Source organism: Paenibacillus sp. GCM10012306, from assembly GCF_042649265.1.
Lineage (GTDB): Bacteria > Bacillota > Bacilli > Paenibacillales > Paenibacillaceae > Paenibacillus_AQ.
In genome coordinates, this window is record NZ_JBHRYW010000003.1 from 216798 (window position 1) to 238240 (window position 21443).

At 48.1% G+C, this 21443-nt stretch carries 17 protein-coding genes; 10 read left to right on the plus strand and 7 right to left on the minus strand.

Features of this window, described 5'->3' with window-relative positions; genetic code table 11:
* Nucleotides 1-9: 9 nt before the first annotated feature.
* The 3 genes from rnc (at nt 10) to ftsY (ending at nt 5574) form a co-directional block, all read left to right on the plus strand.
* Complete coding sequence (gene rnc / locus ACFORK_RS08315; RefSeq protein ID WP_066369703.1) at nt 10-714, plus strand: ribonuclease III; 705 nt, start codon at nt 10-12, stop codon at nt 712-714.
* A gap of 200 nt (nt 715-914) precedes the next feature.
* Nucleotides 915-4484 (plus strand): chromosome segregation protein SMC, encoded by a 3570-nt coding sequence (gene smc, locus ACFORK_RS08320; RefSeq protein WP_379197590.1) that lies wholly within the window; start codon nt 915-917, stop codon nt 4482-4484.
* Nucleotides 4485-4581: 97 nt separating this feature from the next.
* Entirely contained in the window at nt 4582-5574 is a 993-nt protein-coding gene (ftsY, locus tag ACFORK_RS08325) for a signal recognition particle-docking protein FtsY (RefSeq protein WP_379197592.1), read from the plus strand.
* Between the two features lie 204 nt (nt 5575-5778).
* Here ftsY and ACFORK_RS08330 read toward each other — a convergent pair whose 3' ends face one another.
* Together ACFORK_RS08330 and ACFORK_RS08335 are read right to left on the minus strand one after the other, a co-directional pair.
* Nucleotides 5779-6510: a metallophosphoesterase family protein gene (locus ACFORK_RS08330; RefSeq protein ID WP_379197594.1), complete on the minus strand. Its 732-nt coding sequence runs from the start codon at nt 6508-6510 to the stop codon at nt 5779-5781.
* Between the two features lie 220 nt (nt 6511-6730).
* The gene (locus ACFORK_RS08335) at nt 6731-8917 is read right to left on the minus strand and encodes an extracellular solute-binding protein (RefSeq protein WP_379197596.1); all 2187 of its coding nucleotides are present in this window, start codon (nt 8915-8917) and stop codon (nt 6731-6733) included.
* Between the two features lie 401 nt (nt 8918-9318).
* On the opposite strand from ACFORK_RS08335, the gene ACFORK_RS08340 reads away from it, so the two are divergent.
* Complete coding sequence (locus ACFORK_RS08340; protein ID WP_379197598.1) at nt 9319-10194, plus strand: glycerophosphodiester phosphodiesterase family protein; 876 nt, start codon at nt 9319-9321, stop codon at nt 10192-10194.
* A gap of 268 nt (nt 10195-10462) precedes the next feature.
* Here ACFORK_RS08340 and ACFORK_RS08345 read toward each other — a convergent pair whose 3' ends face one another.
* Together ACFORK_RS08345 and ACFORK_RS08350 are read right to left on the minus strand one after the other, a co-directional pair.
* Nucleotides 10463-10852, minus strand: a complete 390-nt coding sequence (locus ACFORK_RS08345; RefSeq protein ID WP_379197600.1) for a pepsin/retropepsin-like aspartic protease family protein — start codon at nt 10850-10852, stop codon at nt 10463-10465.
* Entirely contained in the window at nt 10849-11109 is a 261-nt protein-coding gene (locus tag ACFORK_RS08350) for a hypothetical protein (protein WP_379198552.1), read from the minus strand. The genes ACFORK_RS08345 and ACFORK_RS08350 overlap by 4 nt, the downstream gene beginning before the upstream one ends.
* Before the next feature lie 205 nt (nt 11110-11314).
* On the opposite strand from ACFORK_RS08350, the gene ACFORK_RS08355 reads away from it, so the two are divergent.
* Nucleotides 11315-11761, plus strand: a complete 447-nt coding sequence (locus tag ACFORK_RS08355; protein ID WP_379197602.1) for a CcdC protein domain-containing protein — start codon at nt 11315-11317, stop codon at nt 11759-11761.
* Nucleotides 11762-11996: 235 nt separating this feature from the next.
* On the opposite strand, the gene ACFORK_RS08360 is transcribed toward ACFORK_RS08355, so the two are convergent.
* The 3 genes from ACFORK_RS08360 to ACFORK_RS08370 all read right to left on the minus strand — a co-directional run bounded on the left by ACFORK_RS08360 (nt 11997) and on the right by ACFORK_RS08370 (nt 15950).
* A complete protein-coding gene (locus tag ACFORK_RS08360) occupies nt 11997-13706 on the minus strand; it encodes an ABC transporter permease (protein ID WP_379197604.1) in 1710 nt (569 codons plus the stop codon).
* Nucleotides 13707-13718: 12 nt separating this feature from the next.
* Entirely contained in the window at nt 13719-14735 is a 1017-nt protein-coding gene (locus ACFORK_RS08365) for an ABC transporter ATP-binding protein (RefSeq protein WP_379197606.1), read from the minus strand.
* Between the two features lie 114 nt (nt 14736-14849).
* Entirely contained in the window at nt 14850-15950 is a 1101-nt protein-coding gene (locus ACFORK_RS08370; protein ID WP_379197608.1) for an extracellular solute-binding protein, read from the minus strand.
* A gap of 655 nt (nt 15951-16605) precedes the next feature.
* Between ACFORK_RS08370 and ACFORK_RS08375 the strand changes: the two genes are divergently transcribed.
* The 5 genes from ACFORK_RS08375 (at nt 16606) to ACFORK_RS08395 (ending at nt 21416) form a co-directional block, all read left to right on the plus strand.
* Nucleotides 16606-18072, plus strand: coding sequence for a circularly permuted type 2 ATP-grasp protein (locus ACFORK_RS08375; RefSeq protein ID WP_379197610.1), 1467 nt, complete (start codon nt 16606-16608; stop codon nt 18070-18072).
* A 32-nt stretch (nt 18073-18104) separates the two neighbouring features.
* Nucleotides 18105-19058 (plus strand): alpha-E domain-containing protein, encoded by a 954-nt coding sequence (locus ACFORK_RS08380; protein WP_379197612.1) that lies wholly within the window; start codon nt 18105-18107, stop codon nt 19056-19058.
* On the plus strand, nt 19055-19921 hold the full coding sequence (locus ACFORK_RS08385) for a transglutaminase family protein (protein ID WP_379197614.1): 867 nt from the start codon (nt 19055-19057) through the stop codon (nt 19919-19921). The genes ACFORK_RS08380 and ACFORK_RS08385 overlap by 4 nt, the downstream gene beginning before the upstream one ends.
* A 218-nt stretch (nt 19922-20139) precedes the next feature.
* The gene (locus ACFORK_RS08390; RefSeq protein ID WP_379197616.1) at nt 20140-20799 is read left to right on the plus strand and encodes a VOC family protein; all 660 of its coding nucleotides are present in this window, start codon (nt 20140-20142) and stop codon (nt 20797-20799) included.
* 218 nt (nt 20800-21017) lie between these two features.
* Nucleotides 21018-21416, plus strand: a complete 399-nt coding sequence (locus tag ACFORK_RS08395) for a DnaJ family domain-containing protein (RefSeq protein WP_379197618.1) — start codon at nt 21018-21020, stop codon at nt 21414-21416.
* The last annotated feature ends 27 nt before the right edge of the window (nt 21417-21443 follow it).

A 21443-nucleotide genomic window follows, 5' to 3' on the forward strand; every position in this document is an offset into this window, starting at 1 on the left:
GACAGTGCGGTGAAAGGAGACCTGAAGCAGTTACAGCATCAACTTCAAATCCAATTTCACGATTCTGTGCTTCTGAAGCAGGCCTTTACCCATGCGTCATACGTGAATGAACACCGATTTAATCAGCATCAGGACAATGAACGTCTGGAATTTCTGGGCGACGCTGTCCTGGAGCTGACAGTCTCCGAGTATCTGTATAATCTGCTGCCGGACAGGCCAGAAGGAGAACTGACCAAGCTGCGGGCCGCAATTGTCTGCGAGCCATCATTGGTCAAGTTCGCTGAAAGTCTGGGCTTTGGACGGTATGTGCTCCTGGGAAAAGGGGAAGAACTTACGGGTGGACGTACTCGCCCTGCCCTGCTTGCAGATGTGTTCGAATCTTTCGTGGGAGCGCTTTACCTGGATCAGGGGTTGGAGGCAGCACGCTCCTTCCTGGATAACCATGTCTTCCCTCTTGTGGAAACGGACGGCAAGCTTCAGATGCAGATTAGCGATTTCAAGACGGAACTGCAGGAACTGATTCAGCATCACAACATGGGTACGCTGGAATATCGGATCATTGAAGAACGGGGACCTGCGCATGAGCGCGAATTTGTCTCCGAGGTATACATGGCCAGCCGTTCACTTGGCCGGGGAAGCGGACGCTCCAAGAAAGAAGCGGAGCAGCAAGCAGCAGCAGCGGCGCTGTTGCGTCTCAAGGAAGACGGTGCCTGATAATGCACCTGCTACCACTTCGAAAGTGGTGGCCGATGGGAGAGAGCAGCAATGGTCTGAATGCCGGCGTATAGGCGGAGGTCAGACCGTTGCTGCTCTTTTTTTTGAAATATAAGAAACTAAAGAAACACAGGCACAGGTGAGATTGTTTTAGGGTGCTGAACGCTATGGTATAATGGGTCAGAGGTGATTGGCGAGTCATGTTTTTGAAACGGATTGAATTAGCGGGCTTTAAATCATTTGCCGACAAGACGGAAATGGAGTTTGTACGCGGGATTACGGCTGTAGTTGGGCCTAACGGCAGCGGCAAAAGTAACATCTCCGACGGCATCCGCTGGGTGCTTGGTGAACAAAGCGCCAAATCGCTGCGCGGTGGCAAGATGGAAGATATCATTTTTGCCGGAAGCGATGCACGCAAAGCAGTGAATTACGGTGAAGTCTCGCTGACGCTGGACAATGAAGACCATACGCTGCCGCTTGATTTCAGCGAGGTCACAGTAACCCGGCGTGTTCACCGCAGCGGAGAAAGTGAATATTTGATCAATAAGCAGTCCTGCCGCCTGAAGGACATCACGGAATTGTTCATGGACACAGGGATCGGACGGGAAGCATACTCCATTATTGGACAAGGCCGGATTGAGGAGATTCTCAGTACCCGTTCCGAGGATCGGCGAGGAATCTTCGAAGAAGCCTCAGGTATTGTCAAATACAAATCGCGCAAGAAGGATGCTGGCCGCAAGCTGGATGAGACTGAGCAGAACCTGCTCCGTATCCATGACCTGCTTAGTGAGCTGGAGGATCAGGTGGGTCCGCTGAAGGAGCAATCCGAGAAGGCGATCCGCTACAAGGAACTGCGTGAGCAGTTGAAACAGCTGGAAATCTCGGTCTATGTGCATCAGATTGAAGGCATTCATACGTCCTGGCAGGAAGGCAATGCGAAGCTTGAAAAGCTGCGTGACGAGCAGTTAGAGCTGGCGACAGTAGTCTCTGCTCATGATGCGAAGCTTGAGAGCGGTCGATCCGCCCTGCGAGCGCTTGAGGCACAGGTTGAGGAGCAGCAGGAGCAGTTACTGCGCTACAGTGAAGCCTATGAGAAAAGCGAAGGCTTGGGCGAGGTGCTTAAAGAACGTCACCGGAACCTGGAAAGCAACCGTGAACAGTTACTGCTTACGCTCGGTTCTGTAGGTGAGCGTTCAGCGGATCGTCAGCGTGAGCTGGCTGCCTTGGAGCAGAAGCTGGAGCAGTCCAGGCTGGCGCTGGCTGAGCTGCGGGGCCAACTGAGTGATGAAGAAGCGAAGCTGGAAGGCGTTGCGGACGGTATCAGCCAAAGTAAGGAAGAGAAGCTCAAAAGCGCCTTGCTGGAGCTGATGAACCTTATGGCCCAGGCCCGCAATGAAATCCGTTATGCGGATCAGCAGAAGGAGAACCTGGAACGGCGGATGAGTCGCAGCGAGGAAGAAGGCGACAAGTGGAATGTTCGCCATGAAGAGTTGATTTCTGCCCAGAAGGGGCTCAAGGATAAGATTGCTCTTCTCGGCAAGGAGCTTGGCGAGCTGCGCAATGCCTATATTTCCGAGAGCGAGCAGCTCAGCAAGCGGCAGAAGTTGATCGAAGAGACCGGAGCGGGCTTACGCAAGTGGGAACAGAAGCGAGAAGCTCAGGTCTCTCGTCATGAGACCATGAAGGAAATGCAGGATGACTTCGATGGCTTCATGCTTGGGGTCAAAGAAGTGCTCAGGGGTGCCCGTAAAGGCCAACTGAGCGGGGTGCACGGTGCCGTTGCCGAGCTGATCTCGGTACCTGAGAATTTAGAGCTGGCAGTAGAGACCGCCATGGGAGCGTCTTTACAGCATGTCGTGATGGAGAATGAGGCGGTATCCCGTCAAGCGATTGCTTTTCTGAAGCAGCGCCAGCTTGGTCGGGCAACGTTCTTGCCACTCGATGTTATCCGTCCACGGCAGATTACGGGTAGTGACCGTAGCCTGGTGGAAGGTGCAGAGGGCTTTGTCGGGATCGGTTCCGAACTTGTCGGCTTCGATGACCAATATGCCAACATCGTGGGCAGTTTGCTTGGCAATGTGGTCATTGCCGAAAGTCTGGAGCAAGCCAACCGGATTGCGGCGAAATGTCAGTATCGCTACCGGGTCGTAACCCTTGAAGGCGATGTTGTTAATGCCGGCGGTTCGATGACCGGTGGTAGTCAGCACAAGAAGAACAATAGCTTGCTGAGCCGTAAACGTCAGCTGGATCAGCTGAGCGGCGAGATTGAAGAGACGGAACGGCAGATTGTCAAGCTGAAGCAGGGCATTGACCGTCTTCGCGAGGAGCAGGAGAAGGCTAGCACGAAGCTGGAGGATCTGCGCCATGGCGGGGACGAGAAGCGGCTTGAAGAACAACGTGTTTCCGGCGACTTGAAACAGCTGGAGCAGGAGCTGCGTCATGTGCTGGAACAGGTTGAAAGTGCTGGCGCACAACGCAGCAGCTTTGAGACTGAAGCTCGCAACCTGGAAGAGTCGCGCAAGCAGGCTACGGCCGAGCTGGAACGGCTGGAAAAGGAAGAGAAGGATGCTCATGAGGCCATCCGCAATGCCGAATCTGCTCGCAAAGCGAACGAATCAGCCAAGGAAGAGCTACAGAGCAAGCTGACTAGTATGAAGGTCGCGGAAGGGAAGCTCGATCAGGAGATTTTCTCCCTGGAGGAACAGCTCCGCCGGATGAGACAGGATGTCGGCTCACAGGATAAAGAACTGCGTCAGAATCGGAATTTGCTGAATACGATTGAACAAGATCTTGCCGACAATGAGCTTAAAGCCGTCAAGCAGAAGGAAGATATGAACAGCTACCGGATCAAGAAGGAAGAAACAGCCGGGAAACTGGATTTCTCCCGTGCTGAGCGGTCTGCGTTGACCCGCAAGCTGGAGCTGGAAGAAGGCGAGACTAAGGATCAGCGGCAGGCGCTGAAGGTCGTGGATGACAAACTGCGCTCTACAGAGGTAGCTGTTGGTAGACTCGATGTGGAACTGGACAACATTCTGCGCAAACTGAGCGACGATTACGAGCTGAGCTATGAACTGGCGAAACAGCGTTACCCGGTTCCAGAAGATGTCCCTGCCACGCAGATGGAAGTACAGCGTCTGAAGCGCAGTATTTCTACACTTGGTGAAGTCAACCTGGGCGCTATTGAGGAATATCAGCGTGTACATGAACGCTTCACGTTCCTGAGTGGCCAGAAGGATGACCTCGTGGAAGCTAAGACAACCTTGTATCACGTGATCCGTGAGATGGAAGAGGAAATGTCGAAGCGCTTCAAGCAGACCTTTGATGCCATCCGCAAGGAGTTCGGGACTGTGTTCACGAAGCTGTTTGGCGGAGGCCGAGCCGATCTGCAGCTGCTGGACCCAGACCATATGCTGGATACGGGAATCGACATTGTCGCTCAGCCACCAGGGAAGAAGCTGCAGAACTTGCAGCTGCTCTCCGGTGGAGAGCGTGCACTTACAGCAATGGCCCTACTCTTCGCCATTCTGCAGGTCAAGCCGGTACCGTTCTGTGTACTGGATGAGGTCGAAGCCGCACTAGATGAAGCCAATGTGGTACGTTTTGCCCAGTATTTGCGTGAGTTCTCAGAGCAGACGCAATTCATTGTTGTTACCCACCGGAAAGGCACAATGGAGGAAGCAGATGTGCTATACGGGGTCACGATGGAAGAAGGCGGCGTATCCAAGCTGGTGTCGGTGAAGCTGGAGGATGAGGAAGCGGAGATTGCTTAATGCAGGAGAGTTGCGGTTGAACGCAACTATATGTAGCCTGACACGACAGAGAAAGTGATGAACAAGCTTTGCAATATGAGTGGAGTGGGGGAAGACAATGAGCTTTTTTAGAAAACTAAAAGAAAGCATCGCCAGCAAAACGGAGAGTGTAACCAAGCAATTCCGCGACGGACTGGAGAAGACACGTCAAGGGTTCGTCGAGAAGGTAGCAGATCTGATTACCCGTCGCAAAAAAATTGATGAGGAGTTCTACGAGGAGCTCGAAGAAATTCTGATCGGTGCTGACGTAGGCGTCAATACGGTTATGACACTGGTAGAAGAGCTGCGTGCAGAGGTCAAGAAACAGCGGATCGAAGACGCCTCAGAGCTGCGGCCGATTCTGTCAGGCAAGCTGATGGACCTGCTGCGTGGAGACGATGACAACAGCCTGAAAGAGAACCCTGACGGTATCACCGTTATTCTCTTCGTCGGCGTTAACGGTGTTGGTAAAACGACGACGATCGGCAAGCTGGCGCACCGCTACAAACAACAAGGTAAAAAAGTTCTTCTTGCCGCAGGCGATACCTTCCGTGCGGGAGCCATTGAACAGCTGGAAGTATGGGGACAGCGTGCAGGTGTGGACGTGATTAAGCAGCAGGCGGGTTCCGATCCGGCAGCAGTTATGTACGATGCCGTGCAGGCCGCGAAGCAGCGTAATGTGGATATCTTGATTTGCGACACCGCAGGCCGATTGCAGAATAAGAGCAACCTGATGGAAGAGTTGAACAAAATCTTCCGCGTCATCCAGCGTGAGATCCCAAGTGCACCGCATGAGGTGCTGATGGTACTGGATGCGACAACTGGGCAAAACGCGTTAACTCAGGCCAAGCTCTTTGGCGAGAAAAGCGGTGTAACTGGTCTGGTCTTGACCAAGCTGGACGGAACAGCCAAAGGTGGTATCGTTGTAGCGATTCGCCAGGAGATGAACCTTCCGGTGAAGCTCGTTGGACTGGGTGAGAAAATGGAAGATCTACAACCATTCGATTCCCAGCAGTTCGTACATGCTTTGTTCGCAGGTATGATTGATGAGGAGGAGAAGGCGGAAGAGTAAGCCGCCAGTGTTTAGGATCGTCTAGAATTACAGAAAAACAATTTTTAACCAATGGCTTCGCCCTTTGTTTTCAGAGGGCGAAGCCATTGGTCGTTTTTAAGGGAAATACTTATCGCCATATGAAGCAGTAAAAAATAGATTTGTGCGATGCAAATAAAAACAGCGACTGATCTAGTGGGTAGTCCACTGTTTTTTTGGTAAAACTTACATGTACCCCGTCTCGATGGCGATTGCATAATCCTCTCGCCCATTGAATCGAGCTAGCTGTACAGCTTCAGTCCAGTTGTAAGGCACCTGGATATGTGACACTGTCCAGTGACTCTCCATCCCTTCCAATAGTAAGTAGCGAGCATGCGGGGAACCCGATTCCATTTGATGAGGATAGGGCAACTCGTCATCATAAGCAGGGAGGCCAACGCTGCCCGCATTGACGATAAACTTTCCGTCTGGCAGATACATGCTTCGTCCCATATGACTGTGCCCACATACGATTAATCGACTAGAGCATTCCGCAAGCTCCTTTTGAAGTTTCGCTGGGTCTTTAAGTTTTACTCCTGTTGCTGTTACTTCCTCCAACAGATAATGGTGATTGGAATAAGGTGTACCGTGGCAGAACAATAAATCCTTATAAGTCCATGTGGGCAGGAATGTACTTAGCCATGTTTCATGCACGGATGTCAGCAGTGGTTTGACAAAATCAAACGTACGTTGTCCGGTGGCTGCAGTCAGTAAAATTTGATCGCAATTGCCCATAATGTGTATCATATTGGGATAACTCATTAGCAGCTCAGTTGTTCCAAGCGGATCAAGTGGGCCGTAGATTACATCCCCAAGCTGAACGATATGTTGAACACCTCGGCTTTTGATATCCGCCAACACGGCTTCCAGCGCGAGACGGTTGCTGTGAATATCCGAAATTATTGCAATTTTATCCATTGAAAAACCTCCTCATAATATTCCCTTTAATAAAAACTCTACGGTGTCTTATGTACGGTATCAATTGAAAATATCTTAATAGTCATACTCTACCAAATCAGCCGAACGATAACATAGCTTTCATCATAATAAAAAAGTGCGGAGAAGAGGAAGGGTCCTCATGCTCTGCACTTTTTTCTAATTCATGAGTTGCAACCATTAATTCGGTGTCAAACAATTTTTAATCGCTGTGCACATTTTCTTTATTTTCCGAAAAATCAGCAAGCTGACGATTCATCTCATCGATCGTTTGCTCAACACTCAGCACGCCTGTCAGCATTTTTTCAAGAGATAACCCGATTACCAGTTCCAGCTTCTTGGTGTTAATTCCTGTGCCGTCCAGAGTTTTGGTTTCCCTGATCCCCTGAGCGCTCCATTTGCTCGCATCCTGAAGCCAAGGGTACAGCGTGCGGATTGTATAATTGTTATTGATCTCTGTCTTGCCAGTTGTCCCCCCAAGTAGGCTGATCTGCTCCGCAATTTCAGTTTGATTGACCCATTTCATGAACTGAATGGCGGCGTCAATCTTATTACTGTTCTTCGAAATCCCGATTACGCCACCACCAAGTAGTGGAGCATTCCCCGGAACAGGCGCCGAGCCGATAAAAGAGCCGACATCACTGTGCGCTATACGCGAGACATGGTTCATAAAGCCGATGACCATCGCCGTTTCGCCCCTGGCAAAGCTATTGACCGACTCTCCCCACCAGGCTTCATCCAATTTCTGAGCTACGTTTAACGTTTCTATAAAGTTGTGTAGCGCTTGCGTAGCCTTCGGCAAGTCCAGCGTCATCCCATTGCTGTTTAATAATCGGCCGCCCTCAGCGTAATAGCGGGTCAGGAACTCAAGCGCGATAATTTCCGGTCTGCCAAGCGTCACGCTTGTACCATACGGTGTCGGAGACTGACTGAAGCAGGACTGTGTGAAGAAGGTCACCAGTTTAGTGTATGCTTCATAGTCTGCGGGTTCCGTTAACTGCTCTTTATATTTTTCAAAGTACATCCGCTTGATCATCTGATCTTCAAACAAATCTTTTCGGTAGAAGAGCATCTGAACGCTGGGGTCAAAAGGAAACGTGTATGCGACCCCTTCGACATTCATATAGTTGTCTTTAATGTGAAGCGGGAGGGCATCAATAATCTCATCGAATTCCTCGTCCAGACCGTGGAGCGGATGAAAGGACGTCTTACCGAACCAAGATAACCACGCCATATCCATCCGGACGATATCATAACCTGAATTGCCTGAAGCTTCTGACAGGATTTGATAAATCTCCTCATAGGTGTGAATGGCGAGTGATACATGAATGCCTGTTTTCTTGCTGAAATGAGGGAGTAGCTTCTTCAGCGCATCTGTTGTCGGACTGGGGATCGTTAGCATCGTCAGGCTTGCCCCGCTTTGATCGTTCACTGTCGGCGAATTTACCAGCTCTAATCCGTTGTTCGGGAAAATCGTATGCTTCGCAATTTTTTCCTGTCCGTTCACTTGCTTCATTAAAGAGTCGGCAATATGATGCCCGAACAGCTGATAATTTTGCTGATACTTGATGAACTGGTCGTCAAAAGCTGCTTCGGTTGGCGTCAGGCATAGGATCGGCGGCTGCGAATCATCGGAACCGTAGTAATGAGCGTTCTTCAGGAGCTGAGCCCGGCTCAGGCTGGATGTCACAATAATGTCTGGCGTCCCATTTTCCCAAAATTCAAACGCTCTGCTATACGACTGCCCCATGGGAGAAGCGATTATTTTGACCGAAGCTTGCTTCATGTTCTCCGCTATAGCCTCAGCGAACTGCTGCTCGCTTGAATATTTCTGTTCATCCACAAAAATCCCGATCGATTGATACCCTTGTTCTGATAGGTAGCTTGAAACATCTTTCCCGGCCTGTACGAAGTCAAAAGCAGCAAATGCCTTGCTGTTCTTAATTTTCCGATTCACAAACAGAATATTCTCTTTCGGAATATTGAGTTCATTGTAATAGATAGAGGCATCGTCCAGGCAAGAGATGGTGATAATTCCGGTAACGCGTTCTTCGGCAATTTCCTTCAGTATGTTTTGTTCGTTCAGCTGCAGATCGTAGGTTATGTAGAGATGGGTGCGATAGCCCCATTCGGTCAGCGTCTTATCCAGACCCTTGTACAGTTGGGCATACTCCTCTGATTCAATGCTCGGAATGATGATGGAGATTGATTTGGTTACGCCGGAACGCAGGGACTGCGCCTTGTAGTTGATTTTATATCCAAGCTGCCGGGCAGCCTCTTCTACCAGCCGGATCTTCTTGGCACTGACGTTGCCTCTTCCGTTCAATACATTGGACACCGTTCCATGCGAGACGCCGGCTGCTTTTGCAATATCCTTGATTGTAGCCATGTTACAATCCTCCTACTTTTTTGGCTCAAATAAAATCAGTGCTTGAACTACTACGTGCTAGCAGCCGCTACGGGCGCGAAGGGTTCTTCCGATCGCTGTTAAAGCCCGATTTCTGGAATGAAGCATAGAGGGGGTGAAATCGGTCTTTAAAGGCGAACGCTACGCTTCTCCAGAATCCCTTCGCCCCTCCGCTCCGTTTCGACGTTAAGTAAAACACTGATTTTCTGCTGAGCCCATATTCCTTCATCATAACTATAATAAATTTTACGTTCAATAAGAGATTTGTAAAAAGATGAAAGGACGTCTATAGTATGTTCAAATCACTCTAAATTGACACGTTCCAATTAATTTGATAAGATGAATTTGAATCCAGTACACTCAGGAGCAGGAGGCACATTTAGATGTTTGGAAAAGCAATATTCAGCAAGATCAATGGGTTGCTTAATCAACGCTTTAATGAACGAGGAATTTTGATTGCCGTACATAGAGGAAGCTTCGGCGGCAATATTATTGAAAATACGCTTCCCGCGTTTAAAATCGCACTGCAGCAGGGCGGCGATATGATCGAAATCGATTTGGCCAAATCGACAGATGGCGCAATCTACTTGTTTCATGATGGCGGAGAGCCCCGGCTGCTGAACGAGACTGATAATATCACCACGATGGATTCTTCCCGAATTGACGGGTTATCTTACTACAATAGTTTATTTTGTCGTACGAACACCAAGCTGGATCGTCTGGAGCAGGTGTTGCCTCATTTAAAAGGTGATACGTTGATTAACATCGACCGTGCCTGGGATTTCTGGCCTGAGCTGGTGGAGATTCTGGACCAATATGACATGATGAATCAGTTGCTTTTAAAAGGACCTGTGAGTAAGGAAACACTGGAATTTTTCGATACTTACGAGAAAAAGTATATGTTTATGCCGATTATTCACTCTGCCCAGGAGATCGAGACCGTGTTGTCTTACACCAATATTAATCTGGTGGGTATGGAATTGATCGTGAAGACAGACAGCGACCCGCTGTTCCAGGACAACGTTATAGAAAGACTTCATGAGCAAAATCTTTTTGTATGGGCCAACGCCATTACACTGGATGATGACACTGTCCTATACGGCGGCTTGGATGATGATACATCGATTATTCAAAGCCCTGATCTGGGTTGGGGAAAAATAATCGAGAAGAAGATCGACATTATTCAAACGGATTGGCCTTCACTATTATCTCCTTACCGGAATGAACGACTGAAAGAGACAGAACTTCAACGTTTATAAATAACAATAAGTAACCCGCCCTGGATAGACCAGTGGCGGGTTTTATAATATCAAGCATCAACCAATCCGTCAGTGAGTGATCTGTCGATGCTAGCTATTATCTGAAATTCAAGTGAGTCGAGATGGTGATATTCAGGTGATGACGACCTTTGGGTTGTCGTTGCAGGATTTGGAATCAGACAATAAGGAACAGTGCAATTAGCATAAGACGCTGTATATAAAAATAGACCAAGTGATTGTTGTCCATAGACGGACGGAATCATTTGGTCTATTTTTCAAGCACTATATCCATGGATTCAAAATCCACTTTGCATTTCGCTCTTATCATAAAATCAATCCCAACAATTCCATCAAAGCCATAAGGCTCTTGAATCGAACCAAGCTGAATTGGAAAATCAGTCAGAACAATATGTTCAATGCAAAGGTCGGGGATATGCTGTTCATAGCAAATTTCACTTGTTCCTCCTACTCCATACATCCGCTTGGCTCGTCCATTAATAAAATCAATGTGGATGCTTATTGCAGCTAATGCATCAGTATCAAAGACGGTTGCCGCACAGCCTGTATCAAATAGAACATTGTGCAAAATGATGGATTTTTCTTTATGGCTTAAGGTCAAAGAAACGATGGGCAAGCCATGTAGCAGTTGTAGCTTCATGTTCGCTGCCGCACTCCTGAGAAAAACTCCTCTACGACCTCAACATCGTTTCTGCTCGTATGAAATACATATAGCTCACGAGTCGGGTGGAGCTTGTGTAGCTCTTTATAGCCGTTCCACGCCTCTTGCGGATTATCGTAGTCTTGAATGACCGCCATATCCTCTAATTGACGCACACGGTTGCTTGAGCTTACCTTGATTGCTTCCACCAGTACAAAACGACCTGGGTGTAAATCGGTAATCTCTTCCCATTTCATTGGCTTCACCTCGCTTGGATTATTCTGTTTTATTATAACATAGCTACCCAAGGATGAATGAAGTAAGTGTGGGGAATGGTGTGTTAAGCCTGGCGATGGATGTGAACAAGTGATTCAATCCATCTATGGGTGGACTTAATCCATAGTGAATTCGGATAAACTAAATGTACACCGAAGAACACATGGAGAAAGTGAGGAAACAAACATGATGAATATTCTGATTGTAATTGTAATTGTCCTGCTGTTATCGCTTAAGGAAAAAGAAGTAAATACCACGCGTTTATGGCTTTTACCTGCCATTCTAGCGTATGTAGTGTTTACCAGCATAGCCCAAACAACGTTGACCGTGAGTAGTATGCTGCTATATATTCTTTTTCTAGTGATCGGTTGTGGTATTGGCGCATGCCGAGCCTATTTGGAACGGATTCGAATTCATCCGGAGTCTGGGAAAATTATGTTGAAAGGATCGTTGGCCAGCAGCATTCTCTTGATCGTGGTTTTGTTGCTACGCCAGCTCGTCAGTTCACTAGATGCGCATAATACTTTCCACATCCTGAGCAGTGCGCTACTGTTTCTTCCCTTGGGAAGCATTGCTGCTCGCAGGTACTTCCTGTATACCAAAGTTCGGCGTTTACAGGAACGAGGCGTTTAATCTAAAGTAGCTCGCAAAGAAAGGATACACATGCAGATAGCAATACCCTGTTTTTTGGATAATCAGCAGACCTTTATGTGGCAATCCTATTGTTTGTTTTTCAAGTAGATACGTATAGCTTGTTTATTCGTAATTTTAAATTCTACAGGATTTTATTTGTTGGTTATACTTGGTTATAAAGCCCCTATGATTGCAATAATCAATAGGGGCTTTATTTTTTACCGTCACCAGAACCTTAAGCCTTTGACTTCCTTCCATAGACCAAATACAGTGCCACAGAGGAGATTACCATTAACATGACCGAATATACGAGCCCGAGCGCACGGGTATCGGAAGCGGTTTGGCCGTTTGTCGCATTTTGAATGGCGATGCCCAGCGGTTTGAACAGTGGGTGGTACAGGAAGACGGTCAGATCGTAGTCCGCTAATTGGCTGTTAAAGTTGAGTGCAAGCACTGCAAGCGTCGAAGGAAGAACGATGGGGAGCAGAACCCTTCTGAACGTGTAGAAAGCACTGGCACCGAGACTCCGGCCAGCATCTTCTAGAGAGGCATCAATGGTAAAGAAAGCGGCTTTGAGCATCCGCAGCGTGAACGGGATCAGCACAATAATATAAGCGATCATCAAGATCCACATCGAGCCGGTTAGCACCTGGTTGGCCAGAATCCATTTTGGCGAGTCATAAGTAAGGATCAATCCCAGCGCAATTAGCGTAGAAGGCAGCAGCCAAGGAATCAGCATCGCATACTCCAGCGCTGTAGTAAAGAGATTGCTGTACTTATGGAGAATGCGAGAAACAAGAAGTGACAAGGCGACAACGATCACGGCAGCCCCAGCAGCGTAAACAATACTGATCAGATACGGTTGATACGCGTCAGCGTTGGTAAACAGCAGCTTGTAGTTGCTGAGCGTAAAATGATCCCAGGACAAAGTGGAAGTTGAGATGCTGTAAGCGTCCGTAAAGGAAAAGATGACTGTCAACAGAACCGGCACTGTATAGATTACAAATAGAAGATAGGCAATGACGTGAACCACGGCGTTCAGCGTCTTGTTGCTGATTTTTTGTTTAACGATTTCCGATTTTACCTTGGAGACTGAGATAAAGTTCCCTTTTTTCTCAGCCTTACGGAGAAAGGTCAACAGAATCAGAGTAGCAACCCCTAAGATGATCGCCAGCACGGAAGCCATGTCGCGCGAGGTTGGGCTTTTTGAAAAGGCCAGAATTAACGGGGTAATCGTCTGGAATTCAGTTCCCCCAACAATCAGCGGCGCGGAGGTTGCGCCAAGACCGGTCAGAAACAGCAAGATCGTAATCGCGAACAAAGAGGGCTGCAGCACTGGCAATACGACTCTACGTAAAATGTAAAAGGGGGAAGCGCCCATATTACGTGCGGCCTCCACAGTTTGGTAATCGATTTTGCGAATGGCATTCGACAAGAACAACACATGATTGGACGTACAGGCAAAGGTCATAACGAACAGCACTGCCCAGTATCCGTGGAACCAGTCCGCCGGGAAAGAAGGGAAGAGCAGGAGCAGAAATTTCGTAATAAAGCCCCGCTCGCCGTACAGAAATTTGTAGCCTGACACTAGCACGATGCCGCTGTATACAAGTGTAGTATAATAGCCGATTCTCAGCAGTTTGGAGCCTTTAATATCGAAATAGTCCGTAACGAACACTAGAAAAATGCCAACGACATTCACTGTAATGACCATCGAGACGGCCAGAATAAAGCTGTTTAGCAGGCCCTTCAGCGCTCTTTTAGAGTGCAGCAGCTTTTGAAGAGGTTCGATCGAGAAGCTTCCGTTCGCCCAAAATACGCTTTTTAGCAAATTAAGATTCGGATAAACCAAGAAAGTAACAATAAACCAGGTCAAGAACAAACCAGCAATGAGCAGGGAGAGCCTCCCCGGAGTTACGTATCTTCTTATGCGCTCTATTGTCATGGGGAAAGCCTCCTAATATTGCAAAATATCGTCCGGGCGAATATAGATGTCTATTTCATTTCCAATGTTGTAGCGGTTTCGTCCGTCCTCAATCTCCACCTTTTTCAGGAGGGCCCCACCTATTTCAAACGTATATTTCGTGTACAAGCCGTAGTATTCAGCGTCGATCACACGTGCCGTCAGAGTAGCAAATGTGGCGGCGTTTCCCTCTGGCAGGGAGGTGTAGATTTTCTCAGTTCTTAAATAGGCGGCTTTCGCCGGGTCTAATGACTTGCCTGATGCAGCGTTAACCTTCTCAATGATAGAACGTTCCAATTTGTTAATGTCTCCGATAAAGTTGCATACGAACTCGGTTGCAGACTGACTGTAAATTTCGTACGGCGTGCCGACCTGTTCCACTGCTCCGTGATTGAACACGGCGATGCGGTCCGATAAAGTCAGGGCTTCTTCCTGATCATGGGTTACATAGATCGTGGTAATGCCGAACTTCTTTTGCAGACTTTTCAGCTCATTTCGCAGTTGGACCCGCAAGCTGGCATCGAGATTAGAAAGGGGCTCGTCCAGTACTAGAATGCTGGGCTTCAGCACCAGCGCTCTGGCGATAGCTACACGCTGCTGCTGGCCCCCTGACAGCTCGGATACTTTTTTACGTAATTGCGCTTGGCTCAGGTCCACTTTCTGGGCGATTTCGGCCACTTCGGCTTCAATCTGTTCTTTGGGCATTTTTTTGACCTTCAGGCCGAAGGCGATATTCTCGTATACATTAAGAGTGGGGAACAGAGCATAACTTTGAAAAACCATACTGATATCCCGTTTCTCTACCGATAATTGTGTGATGTCCTTGCCATTCACATGAATGGAGCCGTGTGTCGGACTGACAAAGCCAACGAGGCTTCGCAGCGTAGTTGTTTTGCCACAGCCGGAAGGGCCTAGCATGGTGAAGAATTCGCCTTCAGCGATCTTCAAATTCAAGTTCTTGACTGCGACAAAATCGTTGTATTTAATTTCTACCTCTCGAAATTCGATCATGATTCCCCGGCTCCTCACTACTTGTTGTATAAAAATAAAGCCACCCGACAGAGGGGACTGGCGCCGTGATGAGGCACACTGTACTCCTGCTGCCGGGATGGTCATGATTCTGAATTAAGGCAAAAGCTCAAGCTGGATTTTCTCAACCCAGTTGTTGATGTTCTTGTTCACAAACTCCCAATCAATAGGCTGTTGTTTGAGGGAGGCATCCAGATCTTTAAGATTCTGTGCGGCGTTCTCGAGCGCTTTGCTATTAGCTGGCATGGTGGAGAACTGCTTAGACCATTCTGTTTGCACCTCGGCACTACCGAACCAGTCGACAAAGGCTTTGGCGGTATCCAGGTTCTTCGTACCTTTAGCGATCGCCACTTGCTCGACGATATAAGGGACGCCGATTGCTGGTTTTACAATACCGGCTTTGACGTCGTACTGTTTCTCTCTCGAAGCGATCCCGCTAGAGAACATCGGGCCAAAAGGTGACTTTCCACTAGCCAGGTTGGCGTAGAAATCCTCGCCTTCGGCTTTGTAGAAACCGTACTTCAGGAAGTTCTTCATAGCATCCCAACCCTGCTGGGAGATTCCGTACTCGCCATTCGGGTCCTGATAGCGAACGAGAATACCGGCCAGAACCGCACGAATGGTAGCGCCGCCGAGATCGTTCGTTCCCGGTGCGTCGTATTTATTATGGAACTGCGGGTCGTTCCACAGATCCGACCAGTCTTTAGGAGCGGTGCTTTCGTTGTAAAGCTTAGAGTTATAAATCAGCAGGATTGCTTGTTTGACAATGCCATGGAAATAATTGTCTTTATCACTTAAGCCCTCAGGAACTTCGCTTGCCCATGCGGGCTTGTACTGCTCCAGCATGTCCTGCGACTTGAATTCCACATAGTTCATCGTACTTAAACCATAAATAATGTCGGCTACTGGCTTATTCTTTTCGGCAATCAGACGGTTGGCAATATCGCCGCCGCCACCCTCCACGATCTGCAGATCAAAGCCTTTTTCTTTAGCTTTTTCTTTCAGCCAATCACCTCTGCCGTCAGAAGCGGAGTTAGTGTAGACAACGAGTGGAGCCTTGGTAGAACTAGCGGCCTCAGTTGGGCTTACGGCATTGGTTGCATTTGTGGTGGAAGATTGGTTTCCACATGCAGCGAGCGTGCTGGTGAGTACGAGACCGAGTAGAGGCAGGACCATCCGTTTGAATTTGCTGTTCATAAAAATCTCCCTTGTTCATTAATTTTGGAACGTGTCAATTTCAAATTGATTATAGCAACATCCCAAAATGACCGTCAATCGAATTGATGTTATTTAACATAGTCTTAATAAAGTTAACAAAACTCTGATTTCAAAGCTTATATAGGATGAGGTATCCATATTGTTATCTTTATGATTGATGTGAAACCGAGGGATTACATGCGAAAAGTATAAAAAGAGCCATGATTGAAAGGAGTACTAGCACAATAATTGGTTATGTATGCCCATTCACACCGCTATTATGCCTTGATCCCCTGGTTATATCCGGAGAACATGCCCTGGATGATGAAGAGACTAAAGATATAGGCTAAAAGCTCAATAAGTAAAAAATACAACATATGAAAAATTCACAATAATAATTGGATTCATAAGCATCGAGCCTACACTTGCGGCAGAAGTTGCATCGACGCTCTTACTATACACATAAAGGTTTAAGGAAACGGTTACACGGTACCTGTCAGGGTGAAAAGAACATTTTGTTGTCATATATATTGACATGAAAGTAGGCCTTTGCGTAAAATGAAAATATTAACAGATTAAAATCACAATATTTTCAAAAATATTACTCATTATTTGTTAGAAAACATTACATTATTCCGAAAGGAGAGTCAGGCTCATGTCCAAACTCGATCCAATGCCCGGCCTGTCCCCGTATCCGTTATTTCATTATTATGATGAGATGTATGCTGATGCGCAGAGTGTCAGGCCTCACTATCAACATGTGAGCCGCATGTTTGCCGGAATGAGTCCTGATGAGTTGCGGGGGAAGCAGAACCTTATGCAGCGACGGATGATGGAAGAAGGTATTACATTCACACTATACAATCCGGCTCAGGATCATCCGATGGAACGGACTATCCCCTTTGATATGGTGCCGCGGATTATCCCCAAGGAGGAATGGGAGCGGCTGGAGGCCGGGATCGTACAGCGCATTACAGCGCTCAATTTGTTCATTCATGATATTTATCATGAGCAGAACATTGTGAAGGATGGAATCGTGCCGCGGCGAATGATTCTGGCCAATTGTTATTTCCGACCAGAGATGGCGGGACTGCGTGTTCCAGGGAATTCCTATATCACAACCTCCGGTATTGATCTCATCCGCCATCATGATGGAGAATATTACGTCCTGGAAGATAACCTGCGTACACCATCAGGCTTCTCCTATTTGTTCAAAGGGAGATCACTGATGAATCAGCTGTTCCCTGAACTATCCTTAGCCAGCTCCATTCGGGATGTGGATCAGAGCCTTAACTGCTTTTTATCCGTGTTGCGTAGTTTGTCTCCTTCACGGACTCAGGACCCAGTCATCGCGCTGCTGACGCCCGGTGAATATAACTCAGCGTATTATGAGCATGCTTTTCTCGCGCAACAGATGGGGATTCATCTGGTTGAGGGTCGTGATCTGGTGGCCCGTGATCATAAAATCTATTTGAAATCCTTGAATGGTCTGCTTCGTGTGGATGTGCTGTACCGAAGATTGGATGATGATTATATTGATCCACTAGCCTTTCAGCCCGATTCGCTACTCGGTGTAGCCGGGCTCATGAATGCCTACAGGGCAGGTAATATCGCCATTGCCAATGCTCCTGGCACCGGGGTGGCTGATGACAAGGCTATATACGTGTATGTTCCTGAGATGATTCGATATTACCTCAAGGAAGAACCGATTCTGGGCAACGTACCGACCTATTTGTTATCCAAAGCAGAGGAGCGTCAGTACGTTCTGAATCATCTGGAGGAAATGGTTGTCAAAGAAACCTCGCTATCTGGCGGATATGGCATGCTGATTGGCAGCGAGGCGACACGGGACGAACAGAACGAGTTCCGCCTGAAGATTCTGGCTGAGCCGGAACGTTATATCGCCCAGCCGATCATGTCCTTGTCAAGAGCGCCGGTACTGTCGGAGGCCGGGGGTATGACGCCACGGCACATCGATCTTAGAGCATTTGTCCTGATGGGGGCCGACCGCAAGCCGCATGTGATCCCGGGCGGGTTAACCCGTGTGGCTATGAAGGAAGGTTCGCTGGTTGTCAACTCCTCGCAGGGTGGAGGGGTCAAGGATACCTGGGTGATGGCCTGATGACTTTATATAAGATAAAGGGGTGGCTGACGATGCTGAATCGCAATGCAGAGGCGTTATTTTGGATAGGCCGATATATTGAACGGGCAGAGAACCACGCGCGGCTGATCGATGTTCATTATCATATTCAGCAAGAGGAGGATTTTCAGGAGGAAGGCCATAAATGGTCACGACTGATCGATGCACTCGGGGTGCGGAGTGAATACCTTCAACAGTTCGAAACCTTTTCCGAGCAGGATGTGTTGTCCTTCATTACGCTGGATCTCGGCAACCCTAATTCCCTCTTCTCCTGTGTCCATCATGCAAGAACTAATCTGCGTACCTTGCGGCAGCATTTGCCCAGCGAACTCTGGGATATCGTGAATGGCTTTAATCTCTGGCTGGGAGAACGGTCAGTGGCAGATATCATGCGCGGACCGCATCAGTTCTATCGTCACATTAAGGAGCGGGCGGCCATGTTCCTCGGTGCAGAGCAATCGGTGATGGTGCGGGGCAATGAGTGGCATTTTATTGAGAGTGGGCGTTTCCTTGAGCGTGCGGAGAATACGACACGGATTCTTCAGTCTGTCACGGCATCATGCAAGGAAAAGGACATTAATGCGGTGTACACTCAGCTTCAGGCGGTGCTCAAATCCGTGAGCGGATACCAGGCCTTCCGGCGGTATTATGCCGATGCTGTCTCGCCGGAGAGAATTCTGGAGTTTCTGATTGCCAGTGCGCAATTTCCGAGGTCGATCTGTTTTTCCTTTCATAAGCTGGGTGAACATCTGACAGCACTGGAGCTTGATGCATCTGACAAAGGGTCAGGGTATGAGCGAGTGATCCGGCAAGCGGGAAGAATTCGGGCCGAGCTGGATTATATGGAGAAGGAGGAAATGTCCGGCGACATGGTGGAACATGTGCTGCAAGCGCTGGTACAATCCTGCGAGCGGTTGGGTCAAACGATGGAAGGCGCCTTTTTTCGGCGGGAAGGCATCTCGGCATGAAAATTCAAATCCACCATACAACGACATATACCTACCCCGAGCCGGTTACAGACAGTGTCAATGAAATTCGCCTCACGCCGCGTACCAACTATCGTCAGTCCTGCTATCATCATGAGGTGGAGGTGCATCCGCCGGCGAATCTGCTGACGTACGAGGATTTTTTCGGGAACCGTGTTCACGCCTACTCGGTCAATAAACCGCATACAGAGATGGTTATCCATACCAAAGCCACGGTAGTGACGCTCGATAAAGCACAGGGTTCTGGTCTACCGTCCATCCCGCTGGCGGAGCAGGTGAAACTGCTGGAGGACTCAGGGTTCCAGAACCGGTACATCGAATTTATTTTGCCAACTAGCTATACGGAAGTGACGCCTGAACTGGTTGAGTTTGCTTCACAGCATCCTTTTGATGCCGCTGAAGGAATGTATGAGTGGGCCAAACAGCTATCTTCGACGATCTACGAGCAGTTCACGTATGATCCGGAGGCGACGAGTGTGAATACAACGGTAAAAAAAGCATTGAAGCTCAAACGCGGTGTCTGCCAGGATTATGCCCATTTGATGATCGCGGTCTGCCGCAGCGTCGGGTTACCATCCAGGTATGTGAGCGGATATCATTTTGTCGGGGATTTACAGGGAGGAAATGCGGATTTTGAACAGGCTTCACATGCGTGGGTAGAGACCCACATTCCGGGCACAGGCTGGCTGGGCTTTGATCCCACTAACAATGCTGAAGTGAACTGGCGATACATTAAGCTGGGGCACGGAAGAGACTACAAGGATATTGTACCTGTCAAAGGGGTATACCGAGGCAACGCGGGATCGCTAACGGTTAAGGTGGATGTAACCTGCCTGAATAAATAAAGCAAAAGGGGCTGGCTGATTGCTTAATCAGATCAGTCCTTTTTTTATTTGGAACAAAATTGCAGATAGTGATTAACAATAAGGTGCACTTGGGTAATTTTGAAACAGAGAGACATTGGTGTATATAAAAGCCCTGAGCGAAACATCCTTGAGGATGTAGATATTGCAGCCTTTGCCGTAAAGAGATAAGTTAATATAACAAGCCTTGGAGGTGCAGTATGATTATTAAAGAATTAACCCTGTGGTCTGGGAATCTAGAAGAGACCCGGAACTACTATAGAGACAAACTGGAACTTGAGGTCTCCGCTGAAGCTCCGGGGCAGTTTACCGTATTGATCGGCACTACCAAAGTAACCTTTCATGCAGTAGACACACCAGAGAAACCTTACTACCATCTAGCGTTTAATATACCCGCACAGCAATTTACCGAAGCTAAAGCATGGGCAAAGTCAAGGCTTGTACTGAACAAGGTGGAGGGCGAGGATGAAGTGTTCTTCGAAAACTGGAACGCGCATGCCTTTTATTTTGAAGACCCTTCAGGAAACTTGCTGGAATTCATCGCTCGTCATAATCTGAAACACTCTGCGGAGGTTCCTTTCTCATCCAGTGCGTTGCTCGGTGTCAGCGAAGTTGGATTGGTCACCGATGAAGTGCTGCCACTTGTGAGACAGTTGAATGATTGGGGAATTCCAAGCTGGGGAGAGGTTGGCGAGGGCTTCACCCCGGTTGGGGATGAAACGGGATTGGGCATCGTAGTGAAAAGAGGCCGTCAGTGGTTCTTCTCCAATCTGATTGCCGAATTTTTCCCTCTGGAGATACAGGTAGAAGGGATCGGAAGACTTTCGTTTCCGGAATTGAATAAAGTAAACATAACTTAAGCAATGATCCGCGATTCTTGCCTTCAGGGGTATAGAATAGCGGATTTTTATATTTAAAGAGGAAATTCACTTCCAAGGGCGATGGCGCAACTGCTGACAGATTGCTTGCACCAGTAAATTCATGTCTCAATAAAGGCTTTTCCTATATAATGATGTAGAGCAGTGTTTGAGGTTAGATCCTAGAATGATTCGCTTTTACATAAAAGGAGGTTATGGAAATGGAGATCTTCTCTTGGCTGGCGGAGCAGCGCATTCAGGAGGCCATGACCCGGGGTGAATTTCAGAATTTGCCGGGACATGGCAAACCGCTGGAGATCGAGGATTTGTCTGGTGTACCGGAAGACCTGAGAATGTCATATAAGCTGATGAAGAATGCCGGCGTGCTGCCGGAAGAACTTACGCTTCGTGCTGAATGTGTAACCCTTGAGGAATTACTGGCAGCCTGCCGCCGAAGCGGCAACGACGATTCGGAGGAGGGCAAGGCTCTTGAGCGCAGATTATCCCTCAAAAGAATACGTCTGCAAGAGCTTCTACGGCAGCGTGGAATGGACAATAGCGCAGCGTTTCAGCAATATGGTAACCAGATCCAGGAACAGATGCTCCGAGAAGAAGAGTAATAACGATATTATATAGATAACGGAGAG